The organism is Gaiella sp., from assembly GCF_057140465.1.
The window spans coordinates 1-12,604 of sequence record NZ_DBNHWK010000074.1; the positions used below are offsets into that span (position 1 = coordinate 1).

Below are 12,604 nucleotides of genomic sequence, written 5' to 3' on the forward strand. Positions count from 1 at the left end.
GGGTGAACACGGTCGTCCTCTACCGGCTCCTCGGCTGACTCCCGCTACAATGCCCCGGCTCTCGCGCGGGTGGCGGACTGGGTAGACGCGCTAGGTTGAGGGCCGAGTGGCCACTTTAGGCCGTGGAGGTTCAAGTCCTCTCCAGCGCATCGAGCTCAAGGGGCCCCGCGGGGCCCCTTCGCCGTCGGACAACGGTCCCGGGCACAAGACGTGTACTACCTTCCATCTCTCACCTCGCACCACGCCCCGGGCGTTGTGCACGCCTCCTGAGAAAGGAGCACCATGACGACGACGCGTCTGCCGCAGCTCGAAGGGGAGCGCCTGATCACGGACGGCGGCCTCGAGACATCGCTCATCTTCCACGATGGCCTCGACCTCCCGGCGTTCGCGGCCTTCGACGTCCTCAAGGACGACGCCCGGACGGTGCTCCTCCGGCGCTACTACGACCAGTACGCGGCGATCGCGGGGAGGTACGGGGTCGGGCTGCTCCTCGAGAGCCCGACCTGGCGCGCGAGCTCCGGCTGGGCGGACGCCACCGGATACACGCCGGCGGAGATCGACGCCGTCAACCGGCAGGCGGTCGAGCTGATGCAGGAGATCGCCCGAACGCACGCCGATCGCGTCTCTCCGATCGTGATCAGCGGCTGCGTGGGCCCCGAGGGTGACGGGTACAGCCCGGAGACGATGCTCTCCAGCGACGACGCCGAGCAGTACCACTCCCGGCAGATCGTGATCCTCGCCGATTGCGGCGTCGACGTCGTGTCGGCGCTCACGATGACCTACGCGGAGGAGGCGGTCGGGATCACCCGGGCGGCACGGTCGGCGGGCGTGCCCGTCGCGATCTCGTTCACCGTCGAGACCGACGGCGGCCTTCCCAGCGGCCAGTCGCTGGCCGACGCGATCGCGCAGGTGGATGCGGAGGCCGCCGGCGGCCCGGACTACTTCATGGTCAACTGCGCGCACCCGTCGCACTTCGCCGGCGTGCTCACGCCCGATGCCCCCTGGCTCGATCGGATCCGCGGGATCCGTGCGAACGCGTCGCGCATGAGCCACGCGGAGCTCGACGAGGCGACCGAGCTCGACGACGGCGACCCGGTCGAACTGGCCGCCGAGTACGCCGCGCTGAGCGAGGTGCTGTCCGGGCTCACCGTGCTCGGAGGGTGCTGCGGGACCGACCATCGGCACGTCGCGGAGATCGCCGCGAGGTGGACGCAGCCCGCCTGAGGAGGCGTCGCAGACGACGGTGACGGGGCCCTCGTCCGTGGGCCCGGAGCGTGCGACCTCGACGCCGACTCGCTCACGCGGGCGCAGGCGGCGGAGCCCGGGTCGGCCGATGATCGATTGACGCCGTCCGGGAAGGGGTCTACGCTGTCGTGACGAACATACGTTCGTCATCGACCCAGGAGGCCCTCAGGTGCTGACCGCACGACAGCAGGAGATCTGGCAGTTCCTCGTCGAGTACGTGGACGGCCACGGCTACCCGCCGACGGTGCGCGAGATCGGTGAGCACGTGGGCCTCGCCTCCCCATCCACCGTCCATGCCCACCTCGCGAACCTCGAGCGCGGCGGGCTGATCCGCCGCGATCCGACGAAGCCGCGCGCGATCGAGCTCGTCGGGCACCGCCGGGTCGAGGCGCAGCCGGCCCGCCCCGCCGTGGAGGCCGACGTGCAGCGCCTCCCGCTCGTCGGGCGCGTCGCCGCGGGGTCACCGCTGCTCGCCGACGAGAACGTCGAGGACGTGATCGGCGTCCCCGAGCCCCTCGGGCGCGGTGCCGACTTCCTCCTCACCGTCCACGGGGACTCCATGGTCGATGCGGGCATCCTCGACGGCGACACGCTGGTCGTGCAGCGCTCCGACGACGCGCGCAACGGCGAGGTCGTCGTCGCGCTCGCGGGTGACGACGAGTCCGCCGACGAGGCGACCGTCAAGACGTTCTACCGGGAGGCCGACGGTCGCATCAGGCTCCAGCCCGAGAACACGGCGCTCGAGCCGATCTACGCCGATCACGTGCAGGTCCTGGGACGGGTCGTGGGGGTGTTCCGGAGCCTGCGATGACCGTCACGCCACTCGCACGCACGCTCGATCAGGAGCTCGTCGCGCTCCTCCGTGGCGTCAGCCTCGAGTGCCCGGTGTGCGGGGAGTTCGTGATGCGCTTCGACCACGCGCTCGCCTGCCCCGAGTGCCGGTCGATCCTCGCCGACGGCACGGAGCTCCCGGAGATCCGGCTCCCCGGCTCCGCGGTCGGCGCCTCGGGCGCAGCCAGGCTCCTCGGCCGAGCGCCCGCTACGCTTGACGTGCAGGCCGGGTGACCGCGGGCGCCGCACGGCGCTCGAGGAAAGTCCGGACACCGCAGGGCAGGACGCTGGGGAAATCCCAGGCGGCGAAAGCCGACGGAAAGTGGAACAGAGAGGAGACCGCCGGTGCGAGATCACCGGCAAGGGTGAAACGGTGGGGTAAGAGCCCACCAGCGACCGTGGTGACACGGCGGCTTGCCAAACCCCGTCCGGTGCAAGGCGAAGCAGGTCCCGTCGACGCGGCCCGCCGAGGGACCGGGTACGCCGCTCGAGCCACCGGGGAACCGGTGGCCTAGAGAGATGGTCACCCTCGACAGAATCCGGCTTACAGGCCTGCTACCGCGAAGCCCCGCCCCGGCGGGGCTTCGCCATCGTCGCACCGACAACGCGGCGCCGCGGTGCGGCCCACCGGGAGCAGCTCCATCGACGGCCCGCGGCCCTCGGGCCCAGGACGCCGAACGGCCGCGTCGGGGGTGCCCCCATCCGGGCTGGGTGAGCGCGACCGCACACGAGAGGGCGGCCTCTGCCCGGCCGCCGGCTCGTACGACGATCAGGCGGCGCGGAGCACGACCTCGATCGACGTGCCCTCGCCCGGGATCGAGCGCAGCGTCAGCTCGCCGTTCATCGACTCGGCGCGCTGGCGGATGTTGCGCAGCCCTTGCCCCTCGCTCGTCTCGGCGCCGTCGAATCCGACGCCGTCGTCCTCCACCGTGACCACGCGGCGCGCACCGCGCGCTCCGATCGTCACCCACGCGCGGTGGGAGTCCGCGTGACGTCGGGCGTTCGCGAGTCCCTCCTGCACGATCCTGAACACCTCGATTTGCTCGTCGGGAGCGAGTGACACGGAGGGATCGACCTCGAGCTCGACGTCGAGGCGGCCGTCCGCAGTGAGCACGTCGACGTACCGCCTCAGCGCCGTGTCGAAGGACGCCGTGCCGCTCGCCGACGACAGCGCGAGCACGGCGAACCGGGCCTCCTGCTGCGCCGCCGTCGTCGCCGCCTTCAGCCGCGGCAGGAGGTCGTCGAGCGGTGCGCCACACTCGAGCATGTTCACGTGGGTGGAGATCGCGAACAGGTACTGGGCGAGCCCGTCGTGGATGTCACGGGCGACCCGCGCTCGCTCCTCCGCGACCGCGTGGCCGAACTCCGCTCGGGAGATCGCACGCCAGACGCCGACGAGCAGGACGGCGTACGACAGCAGCCTGAGGAAGTCGCCCTGCAGCACGTACTCCGTCGACAGCACCGGTGCGAGCACGTACTGGAGGTCGGCGAACACGACGAGCGTGAGGGCGAGTGCGAGCCACCTGTCGAGGTCGCGACTGTACTTCCGGTAGCGAAGCCCGAAGCCGATCGTCGCCACCAGGGCGAGCATGGCCAGCGTTGCGTATGCCGCGAGCACCGCCGCCGCGGAGCGCTCTCCCTCGCTCCCGACGAGTGGTCGATCGACCCCGGCGAGCTCGAGCGGCACCCAGATGAGCACGAGGACGCACGCAGAGGCGACCGCCGCCGCGACGAGAGCACGCTCCCTCCGGGTCACCCGCGCGCCGACGAACGGTGCGCCAGCGATCAGCGCGGCGCCCGCCACCTGGGCCGCGATCGTCGCCCAGGCCTCACGGTTCGAGAGTGAGGTCCCGTCGAGCTTCGGGGCGACGCCGAAGGCGAACATCCCCAGCGCGGACACCGCGAACCCTGCCGCGAGGAGGACGTCGAGCACCCATCCGCCGACGAGGAACCGGATCGACGCGAGCACGGCCACCATCGCGGCGACGACCACGACCGCCATGTCGAGTGCCAGGCGGGCAGCTGGGGCCTCGTACCCGCCGAGACGGTCGACCGCCGCGAGGAGCGCGGTCGCGAGACCGAGGGCGCCGACGAGGATCAGCTCGCCGCGCAACCATGACCGATAGGAGCCGGAGCGGATCACGTTCACGTCCCACTCATCGGCAGCGCACTCCGTGCCGATAAGCGAGGTGATGGCCACGGTTCTCGTCGCGGACGACCACCCACTCACCCGCGAGGCACTCGCATCGCTCCTCGCCCAGCACGGCTTCGACGTCGTCGGAGAAGCATCCGACGGGCACGAGGCGATCGCGCTGTCGAACGACCTGCAGCCCCAGCTCGTCCTCCTCGACCTGACGATGCCGGCGATGGACGGGCTGACGGCGCTGCCCAGGATCCGTGCCGCAGCCCCCGAGGCAGAGGTGGTCGTGCTCACGGCGTCCGGCACCGAGGAGAACCTCCTCTCAGCGATCCGCGCCGGTGCAGCCGGTTACCTCCTCAAGAGCGAGCCGCCCGAGCGGATCGCCGAGTTCCTCCGCGGCGTCGTGGACGGAGAGGCGGCGTTGTCGGGGGCTGTTGCGCGACGCCTGGTCGATCGCCTGCGCGCGGGTGGGCGACTCGACGGCGGCGTGCCGGACGCGATCGCGGCGAAGCTCTCTGCACGCGAGGTCGAGGTGCTGCTCCTCCTCGACGAGCACCTCACCACCGACGAGATCGCCGGACGGCTGTTCATCTCGGAGCACACCGTGCGCTCGCACGTGAAGAGCCTGCTCCGCAAGCTCGGTGCGTCATCGCGTCGCGAGGCAATCGAGCGCCTCGCAGTGGCACGCAGCTGAGACGCCGACGCCTCGACGCGACCGAAGCGATCCAGGCGCCGGTCGCGCCCTCAGGCGTCCGACAGTCCCTCGCGCGCGGCCGTCACGAGCGCGGGCAGCGTGTCGAGGTTGTACCCGCCCTCGAGCACCGCCGCGACCCGGGGCGCCAGTCTCGCGCAGCGGCGTCCGAGCTCGCGGAACCCGTCCTCGGTGACGCGCATGCCTCCGAGCGGGTCGGCGACGTGGGCGTCGAACCCGGCCGAGACGATCAGGACGTCGGGCGCGAAGGCGCGTACCGCCGGCTCGACGAGCTCGTCGAAGGCGGTGAAGTACTCGGCGTCACCCGAGCCGGCCTCGAGCGGGACGTTGACGGTCGACTCGTCACTGGTTCCCGGGCCGCCGGTACCCGGATAGAACGGCCACTGGTGCAACGAGACGAAGAGCACGGAGTGGTCGCCGCGGAACATCGCCTCCGTGCCGTTCCCGTGATGGACGTCCCAGTCGACGATCGCGACGCGCGCCAGCCCGAGGTCCTGCTGGGCACAGCGTGCGGCGATCGCCACGTTCCCGAAGATGCAGAACCCCATCGCGTGATCCGGCATCGCGTGATGCCCGGGCGGTCGAACGAGCGCGAAACCCCCGCGTGCGACGGCGTCGATCGCACACCCGGCGGCCAGGGAGGCCGCCTCCCAGGTCGTCGAGGAACCGATCGTGTCGGGGTCGAGCCACCGTTCGCCATCGAGCTCGACGACGGTCGACACGTATGCGTGGTCGTGCACGCTCTCGATCTGCTCGCGGGTTGCCGGACGTCCCTCGATGACGTCTCCGGCGGCCTCGAGGATCACGTGTAGGCGATGCTCGCACTCCGGGTGCCCGTGGCTGGCCGTCGGATGGAGGCGTGCGAGCGACGGATGGCTGATCGCGTCGATCACGGGCGGCCGGCCTCCGAGAGACGATCCGCGAGCCTGTCGAGCCCGAGGGCGCGCGCCGCCGCTGCACAGGCTCCCCAGTCGGGCCGGTGATCCTCGATCGGGGGGAGCGGCGCATCGGGATCGAGGCGGGCGATCGCGAGGTATGCGCGGAGCGCATCGGCCTCGTCCTCGAACCGACCCGCGGCGAGCACCGCGTCCAGGGAGCCGTACTCGACGAGCAGCGCCGCGGCGGTCTTCTCGCCCACACCCCGGGCCCCCGGAATGCGATCGGACGGATCGCCGCGGAGCGCGATGAAGTCGGGCACCTGTGCCGGCTCGACGCCGTAGCGCTCCCGCACCTCGGCAGGTCCGATCCGCGCGAGCTCACCGGCCCCCCGGACGGGCTGCAGGATCGTCGTCCGTGGGCTCGCGAGCTGGAACGCGTCGCGATCGGAGGTCGCCACGAGACTCGTCCCACCCGCGGCCTCCTCCTGGGCGACGGCGGCGGCGAGGAAGTCGTCGGCCTCGTAGCCGGCGCGTTTCGCGCAGACGATCCCGGTCGAAGAGACGAGCGCCGGGAGCCGTTCCAGCTGCTCCACGAGCTCGGGGTCGAATTCCCGGCCGGACTGGTAGCCGGGGAGGAGCCGGGTACGGTAGGTCGGCGCGTCCAGGGTGTCCCATCCGACGACGACTGCCCGGGGCTGCTCGGCCTCCCAGAGCCGGAGCAGCATCGACACGAAGCCGCTCACCGCGTTGCCCGCAGCCCCGTCGACGCGTCTGAACGCCGAGCTCGGCACGGCGTGGAACGCGCGGTGGGCGAACGAGTCGCCGTCCACGACGAGCAGCGGCTGCCGGGCCGCAGATCGCTTCACGACGTCTCGGGGCCGCCGCCGAGCGATCGCTCGAGCGCCGTGATCGCGGCACGCAGTCGATCGGTCGCCGCCGGTGCCGCGTCGTGAGGCTCCTGACCGGCGAGGTCGGTGAGGTCGATGGGCGGCCCGTAGGCCACTCTGAGCTGGGCCAGGCGGCTCAGCCGCTGCGTCCCCGCGACCGCGGCCGGCACGAGCGGCACCCCGGCCTCGAGCGCGATCCTCGCCGCACCCGTATGCCACGTCGCCTCGTACTTCTTGCGCAGGCCCTTTCGCCGGCGCGTCCCCTCGGGAAACATCACGACGACGTTTCCCTCTTCACAGAGCCGGATCGCGGTGTCGATCGCCTCCTGATCCCGCATGCCGCGATTGACCCTGAACCCGCCCCCGGCGCGGATGATCACGCTGAGCGGGAACCAGAAGAGCTCTGCCTTGGCCATGAAACGCAGGTACCGCCCGGGGAAGAGAGGCACGCCGAGCGGCCACGGGTCGAAGTTCGACCAGTGGTTCGCGGCGAGCACGTACCCGCCGGCCGGCGGGAGATTGTCCGCGCCGGACGCACGCAGCCGGTACACGAGCCGCAGCACCGGCCACGAAAGGCCCCCGACGAGGACGTAGAACCAGCTGGGGCGGGGGTTGCTCGACACGTGCCCAGGATATGCGCCGCCGGGCGCCGCCGTTATGGTGTCGCCCGTCATGACGCGTCTCGTGATCGTGGAGTCCCCCGCGAAGGCGAAGACGATCGCCGGGTACCTCGGCGACGACTTCCTCGTGGAATCGAGCGTGGGGCACATCCGGGACCTGCCGAGCCGCGCCTCGGAGATCCCCAAGGAGAAGCGGCCGGAGTACGGCACCCTCGGCGTCGCGGTCGACAGGGACTTCGAGCCCTTCTACGTCGTCGACCCCGACAAGAAGCGCGTCGTCTCCGACCTGAAGAAGAAGCTCGCGGATGCCGACGAGCTCCTGCTCGCGACCGACGAGGACCGCGAGGGCGAGGCTATCGCGTGGCACCTCCTCCAGGTCCTCCGGCCCAAGGTGCCGGTGAGGCGCATGGTCTTCCACGAGATCACCAAGGACGCGATCGCGCGGGCTCTCGAGCAGACCCGCGATATCGACGAGCAGCTGGTGGACGCCCAGGAGACGAGGCGGATCCTCGACCGCCTCTACGGCTTCGAGGTGTCACCCGTGCTCTGGAAGAAGGTGACGCGGGGGTTGTCCGCCGGACGCGTGCAATCCGTCGCGACCCGGCTCGTCGTCGAGCGGGAGCGGGAGCGGATGCGGTTCGTGGTGGCCGCGTACTGGGACGTCGTCGCAGTGTTCGACCCCGGCGCGTTCGAGGCCCGGCTCGTCATGCTCGACGGGGCCCGGGTCGCACAGGGCAGGGACTTCGGGCCCGACGGCCGGCCGCGCGACGGCGTCGTCGTGCTCGACGCCGGGCGGGCGGCCGGGCTCGCCGGGCGACTCGACGGCTGCGCCTTCTCCGTCCGGTCGGTCGAGGAGAAGCCCTATACCCGACGCCCGGCGGCGCCGTTCCGCACCTCGACTCTCCAGCAGGAGGCAAGTCGCAAGCTGCGCTTCTCGTCGCAGACCACGATGCGTGTCGCCCAGCGGCTGTACGAGAACGGGTACATCACCTACATGCGCACCGACTCGGTGACGCTGTCGGACACCGCGCTCGCGGCGGCCCGGGCACAGGCGGCCGAGCGGTACGGCGCCGAGACCGTTCCCGCGTCGCCGAGAAAGTACGAGCGAGCCGTCGCCAACGCGCAGGAGGCCCACGAGGCGATCCGCCCGGCCGGTGACCGCTTCAGGACACCGGACATGGTCAAAGGGGAGCTCTCGAGGGACGAGCACGCCCTCTACGACTTGATCTGGCGGCGGACGATCGCCTCGCAGATGAAGGACGCCTCCGGCCAGACCGTCTCGATCCGGCTGGGGGCCGTGACCGCCGCCGACGAGGACGCGGTCTTCGCCGCCTCCGGCACCGTGATCACCTTTCACGGATTCCTCCTCGCCTACGAGTCCGGGCGGGACGAGCCGTCCGACGACGACGACGACGAACGCCGGCTCCCGCGCCTGCAGGAAGGCCAGGCTGTCGAGGCGACCTCGCTCGAGCCGAGCGGTCACGAGACGAGCCCACCTGCCCGCTACACGGAGGCGTCGCTGGTGAAGGCGCTCGAGGACCGAGGGATCGGCAGGCCGTCGACCTACGCCTCGATCATGGGGACGATCCTCGATCGCGGCTACGTCTTCAAGAAGGGGACGGCGCTCGTGCCGACGTTCCTGGCGTTCGCCGTCACGCAGCTCCTGGAGGAGCACTTCGAACGCCTGGTCGACTACGACTTCACCGCCCGCCTCGAGGACGACCTCGACCGAATCGCCGCAGGCGACGAGCAGCGCGTCGACTGGCTGCGACGCTTCTACTTCGGCGACGGCGGGCCCGGGCTCCGTGCACTCGTCACCGAGCACCTCGACGAGATCGACGCCCGAGAGATCAACTCGATCAGGATTCCCGGAAGTGAGGCCGTCGTGCGCGTCGGCCGATATGGCCCGTACGTCGAGCGTGGCGAGGAGCGCGCGAGTCTCCCGGACGATCTCGCCCCGGACGAGCTCTCCCCGGAGCTCATCGACGAGATCCTCTCCCGTCCGTCCGGTGACCGGGAGCTCGGCGTCGATCCGTCGACCGGGCACGCGATCGTCGCGCGCCAGGGGCGCTACGGCCCGTACGTCTCCGAGGTGCTCCGGGACGAGGAGGGCAAGCCGCGCACGGGTTCGCTGCTGTCGTCGATGTCGATCGAGACCATGACCCTGGCGGATGCCCTCAGAGTGCTCTCCCTGCCACGGACGCTCGAGGCGCCGGACGGAGAGGAGATCGTCGTCGCGAACGGGCGCTTCGGCCCGTACGTGAAGAAGGGATCGGAGACACGCTCGCTCGCGGACGAGGACCAGCTGTTCACGATCACCACCGAGCAGGCACTCGAGCTGCTCTCGAAGCCGAAGGAGCGGCGTGGACGTGCGGCGCCGAAGCCGCCGCTCAGGGAGCTCGGCGCAGACCCCGTCTCCGGCCGCCCGCTCGTCGTCAAGGACGGTCGCTTCGGGCCCTACGTGACCGACGGCGAGACGAACGCGAGCCTGCGGAAGGGCGACGACGTCGAGTCACTGACGATCGACCGCGCGACCGAGCTGATCGCCGACCGGCGCGCCCGCGGGCCGGCGAAGCGGACACCGCGGCGACGCGGGAAGTGACCGCTCCTTCCGGTTGCGTTCCCGACCCGGATGCGCTAACTTGCGATGTCCGCCCGACGTCCTAGGATGTCGAGTCCACTCTGCCTAACGAACATCGTTCGCGCGAGCCACACCCTCCGCCTGGCGCCAGCCGCGGAATACTCCGCTCGGGCCGCTCGTTTCGAGTTTGTGACGGCATTAAGGACGACGTAACCCCTGGCAGCGTCTTAGATCACTCCGTACAGTCAGATCAGCTTGTGCGCCTCTGACTTCCGCGAAAGGATAGGAACAGCAGCTTGACCCAGAACCAGCTCATCGAGATGTTCGAAACCGACCAGCTCAAGGCACTCATCGAGCGCTCGGAAGAGCGTGGCTGGGTTGAGCCGGCCGAGATCGAGGCGTTCGCGCTCGAGCACGAGCTCGCCGAGGACGAGGCCGAGGCGGTCACGCGCGAGCTCGAGGCGATGGGGCTTGAGATCGGCGAACCGCAGGCCGACGCGGCCAAGGAGAAGGAGGCTGCACAGAAGGAGGTCTGGGCAGCCGACCAGATCGCCGGTGCCGCCGACTCGCTCCAGCTCTTCCTCGCCGACGTCGGGAAGCACAAGCTGCTGACGGCCGCCGAGGAAGTTCAGCTCGCGAAGCAGATCGAGCGTGGAGACCTCGTCGCCAAGCGGCGGATGATCGAGTCGAACCTGCGCCTCGTCGTCTCCATCGCCAAGGGATACCGGGGGCTCGGCGTTCCCTTCCTCGATCTCATCCAGGAGGGCACGCTCGGCCTCAACCGAGCCGTCGAGAAGTTCGACTGGCGGCGCGGCTTCAAGTTCTCGACCTACGCGACCTGGTGGATCCGGCAGTCGGTGCAGCGCGCAGTCGCGAATCACGCGCGCACGATCCGCGTGCCCGTGCACGTCGTCGAGCGCCAGCAGAAGCTCTCGCGCGCCGCACGCCGGCTCGAGGTGGAGCTCGGGCGCGAGGCGACCAAGGAGGAGCTCGCAGAGGCGACCGGGCTGCCGCTCCAGCACGTCGACGAGGCGCTCGGCGCAGCGCACGCGTCGGTGTCGCTCAATCAGACGGTCGGCGCAGACGACGAAGGCGAGCTCGGCGATCTCTTCGCCGACCGGGAGGCGGCCGACCCGTTCGACGAGGCGGAGGAGTCACTTCGACGCCAGAGCGTCCGCCGGGCTCTCGACGCGCTTCCGGAGCGCGAGCGCCGGATCCTGGAGCTCCGCTTCGGATTCGAGGGTGAGCCCTGGACGCTCGAGGCAATCGGACACGAGCTCGACCTGACGCGTGAGCGCGTCCGGCAGCTCGAAGGCCAGGCGCTGTCGCGCCTCGCGGCGCTCCGCGATCTCGCAAGCCTCGCGGCCTAGCCGCACCGGCATCCGACCGACCGAGGGCGCGCCCGCGGACGCGCCCTCGCCGTCTCGGTGGTCCTCGCGGGCCTCGGGCCTGCAGAATCGCACCTCGGCGCGAGCGGATCGTTCTCACCCGAACGAGCGACGACTCCCTCTAAAGCGCCATGTCTCGGCGGTCGATACCCACCGCAATGGACGCTGCAGAGCGCAACGAGATCCTGAGCCGCTACCGCGACCACAGTCGCCGGTTCGAAGCCGCCGCAGCGCGCCGCAGCACGAACCGCGCGGGTGCGGTCATCCCGTTCTCGCCGCCGGCGCTGCGCCAGCTCGAGCAGGAGCCGACCGCACGCGAGCTCGAGGTTCTCCAGCTCGTCGCTGACGGCCTCGTCAACCGTGAGATCGGGCAGCATCTCTTCCTGTCCGAGGAGACGGTCAAGTCCCACGTTCGGCATCTCCTCGCCAAGCTGCAGGCACGCAGCAGAGCCCACGCCGTCGCCGTGGGCTTCCGGCGTGGGCTCATTGCATAGCTGCGTTACGTCTGCCGTCGGTTCCCGGGTTCCGCGCCCTTCCGGTTACCCCGAAAGAGGGATGCCCATCAGGGACAGAGAAACCAGGATTCGACGGCTACCAGTCCTTCGCGCCGCTCATGACGTTGACGCGAAGCACGACACGACGAATGAACTTCCGCATCGATGCTCCTAGGTTGGGAACTGACGGCAAGACCATCGTATACCTCAACTGAGGGATAGATCAAGCAGCGCAGGAGCCAGAAGTGACGAGTGAGATGCAGCGACGAACCGTGATTTATGTGGCTCTGTTGGTTGCTGCTGCCCTATCCGCGTTAATCGCCCTGGTGCTCACTGGGGCAAGCCTCGGTGATCCGTGGACAGTCCTTGCACTAGCGGCTGTCAATGCTGTTGGCGAACGCGGGGGCGTTCGAATTACGCGAACCACCGTGATGTCGATCGCGCTGCTCCCGACGCTCTTCGCAGCGGTGCTGTTCGGTCCGCTCGCCGCAGGTCTCGTCAACGCCGCATCGATGATCGGAGATCCCGAGCTACTTGCGCCCAGAGATGCACAGCGCGCTCCGCGCCTCAAATGGGCGACCTATACGAGTACTCGGTTCCTGACCGGAGTGGCAGCTGGGCTAGTAGCTCAGGGTGTGTTGCTAGCCACCTCTGCCAGCTTCGGCGCCCTCCTCGCGGCGACGCTACTTGCGGCCGTTGTGGCAGAGACCCTCGATGTCCTATCCGCCGGGGTAACAGCTCGCATACGAGGACGGCGAATCCGCGACGTCACTCGCTCACTCGTCCCTCTACTGCTCACTTCGATTCCAGCCTATGCCCCTGTTGTCG

At 70.1% G+C, this 12,604-nt stretch carries 12 protein-coding genes, 1 tRNA gene and 1 other RNA gene; 10 read left to right on the top strand and 4 right to left on the bottom strand.

From position 1 onward, the window contains the following. Positions 1 to 63: 63 nt before the first annotated feature. The 5 genes from AC162C_RS11005 (at position 64) to rnpB (ending at position 2,639) form a co-directional block, all read left to right on the top strand. A tRNA-Leu gene (locus AC162C_RS11005) sits at positions 64 to 149 on the top strand. A 133-nt stretch (positions 150 to 282) separates the two neighbouring features. Beyond that, positions 283 to 1,224 (top strand): homocysteine S-methyltransferase family protein, encoded by a 942-nt coding sequence (locus tag AC162C_RS11010; RefSeq protein ID WP_484097591.1) that lies wholly within the window; start codon positions 283 to 285, stop codon positions 1,222 to 1,224. Positions 1,225 to 1,414: 190 nt separating this feature from the next. Next, positions 1,415 to 2,056 (top strand): transcriptional repressor LexA, encoded by a 642-nt coding sequence (gene lexA / locus AC162C_RS11015; protein WP_484097592.1) that lies wholly within the window; start codon positions 1,415 to 1,417, stop codon positions 2,054 to 2,056. Further along, positions 2,053 to 2,310 carry a hypothetical protein gene (locus AC162C_RS11020; RefSeq protein WP_484097593.1) on the top strand — a complete coding sequence of 86 codons (258 nt, stop codon included), beginning with the start codon at positions 2,053 to 2,055 and terminating at the stop codon, positions 2,308 to 2,310. The genes lexA and AC162C_RS11020 overlap by 4 nt, the downstream gene beginning before the upstream one ends. Then, positions 2,296 to 2,639, top strand: an RNA gene (gene rnpB, locus AC162C_RS11025) — RNase P RNA component class A. The genes AC162C_RS11020 and rnpB overlap by 15 nt, the downstream gene beginning before the upstream one ends. A gap of 206 nt (positions 2,640 to 2,845) precedes the next feature. Here the strand turns inward: rnpB and AC162C_RS11030 are convergent. Continuing rightward, positions 2,846 to 4,225, bottom strand: a complete 1,380-nt coding sequence (locus tag AC162C_RS11030) for a sensor histidine kinase (protein ID WP_484097594.1) — start codon at positions 4,223 to 4,225, stop codon at positions 2,846 to 2,848. 43 nt (positions 4,226 to 4,268) lie between these two features. Here AC162C_RS11030 and AC162C_RS11035 point away from each other — a divergent pair, with 43 nt between their 5' ends. Continuing rightward, a complete protein-coding gene (locus AC162C_RS11035; RefSeq protein WP_484097595.1) occupies positions 4,269 to 4,910 on the top strand; it encodes a response regulator in 642 nt (213 codons plus the stop codon). Between the two features lie 50 nt (positions 4,911 to 4,960). On the opposite strand, the gene AC162C_RS11040 is transcribed toward AC162C_RS11035, so the two are convergent. From AC162C_RS11040 to AC162C_RS11050, 3 genes are read right to left on the bottom strand one after another with little or no spacing between them, the layout of a single operon-like run. Beyond that, a complete protein-coding gene (locus AC162C_RS11040; RefSeq protein ID WP_484097596.1) occupies positions 4,961 to 5,821 on the bottom strand; it encodes a histone deacetylase family protein in 861 nt (286 codons plus the stop codon). Continuing rightward, complete coding sequence (locus AC162C_RS11045; protein ID WP_484097597.1) at positions 5,818 to 6,672, bottom strand: 5'-3' exonuclease; 855 nt, start codon at positions 6,670 to 6,672, stop codon at positions 5,818 to 5,820. The genes AC162C_RS11040 and AC162C_RS11045 overlap by 4 nt, the downstream gene beginning before the upstream one ends. Beyond that, complete coding sequence (locus AC162C_RS11050; protein ID WP_484097598.1) at positions 6,669 to 7,316, bottom strand: lysophospholipid acyltransferase family protein; 648 nt, start codon at positions 7,314 to 7,316, stop codon at positions 6,669 to 6,671. The genes AC162C_RS11045 and AC162C_RS11050 overlap by 4 nt, the downstream gene beginning before the upstream one ends. 49 nt (positions 7,317 to 7,365) lie before the next feature. Between AC162C_RS11050 and topA the strand changes: the two genes are divergently transcribed. From topA to AC162C_RS11070, 4 genes are all read left to right on the top strand, one after another. Next, positions 7,366 to 9,915, top strand: a complete 2,550-nt coding sequence (gene topA, locus AC162C_RS11055; protein ID WP_484097599.1) for a type I DNA topoisomerase — start codon at positions 7,366 to 7,368, stop codon at positions 9,913 to 9,915. A gap of 275 nt (positions 9,916 to 10,190) precedes the next feature. After that, the gene (locus AC162C_RS11060; protein ID WP_462974362.1) at positions 10,191 to 11,264 is read left to right on the top strand and encodes a sigma-70 family RNA polymerase sigma factor; all 1,074 of its coding nucleotides are present in this window, start codon (positions 10,191 to 10,193) and stop codon (positions 11,262 to 11,264) included. Between the two features lie 176 nt (positions 11,265 to 11,440). Continuing rightward, complete coding sequence (locus AC162C_RS11065) at positions 11,441 to 11,776, top strand: response regulator transcription factor (RefSeq protein ID WP_484097600.1); 336 nt, start codon at positions 11,441 to 11,443, stop codon at positions 11,774 to 11,776. Positions 11,777 to 12,021: 245 nt separating this feature from the next. After that, the coding region (locus AC162C_RS11070; protein WP_484097601.1) for a hypothetical protein at positions 12,022 to 12,604 on the top strand (583 nt) is incomplete at its 3' end.

Bases quoted from the DNA above. Each gene is read 5' to 3' on its own strand.
- AC162C_RS11010 (WP_484097591.1), top strand. From the start codon at position 283: ATGACGACGACGCGTCTGCCGCAGCTCGAAGGGGAGCGCCTGATCACG.
- AC162C_RS11020 (WP_484097593.1), top strand. From the start codon at position 2,053: ATGACCGTCACGCCACTCGCACGCACGCTCGATCAGGAGCTCGTCGCG.
- AC162C_RS11035 (WP_484097595.1), top strand. From the start codon at position 4,269: ATGGCCACGGTTCTCGTCGCGGACGACCACCCACTCACCCGCGAGGCA.
- topA (WP_484097599.1), top strand. From the start codon at position 7,366: ATGACGCGTCTCGTGATCGTGGAGTCCCCCGCGAAGGCGAAGACGATC.
- AC162C_RS11065 (WP_484097600.1), top strand. From the start codon at position 11,441: ATGGACGCTGCAGAGCGCAACGAGATCCTGAGCCGCTACCGCGACCAC.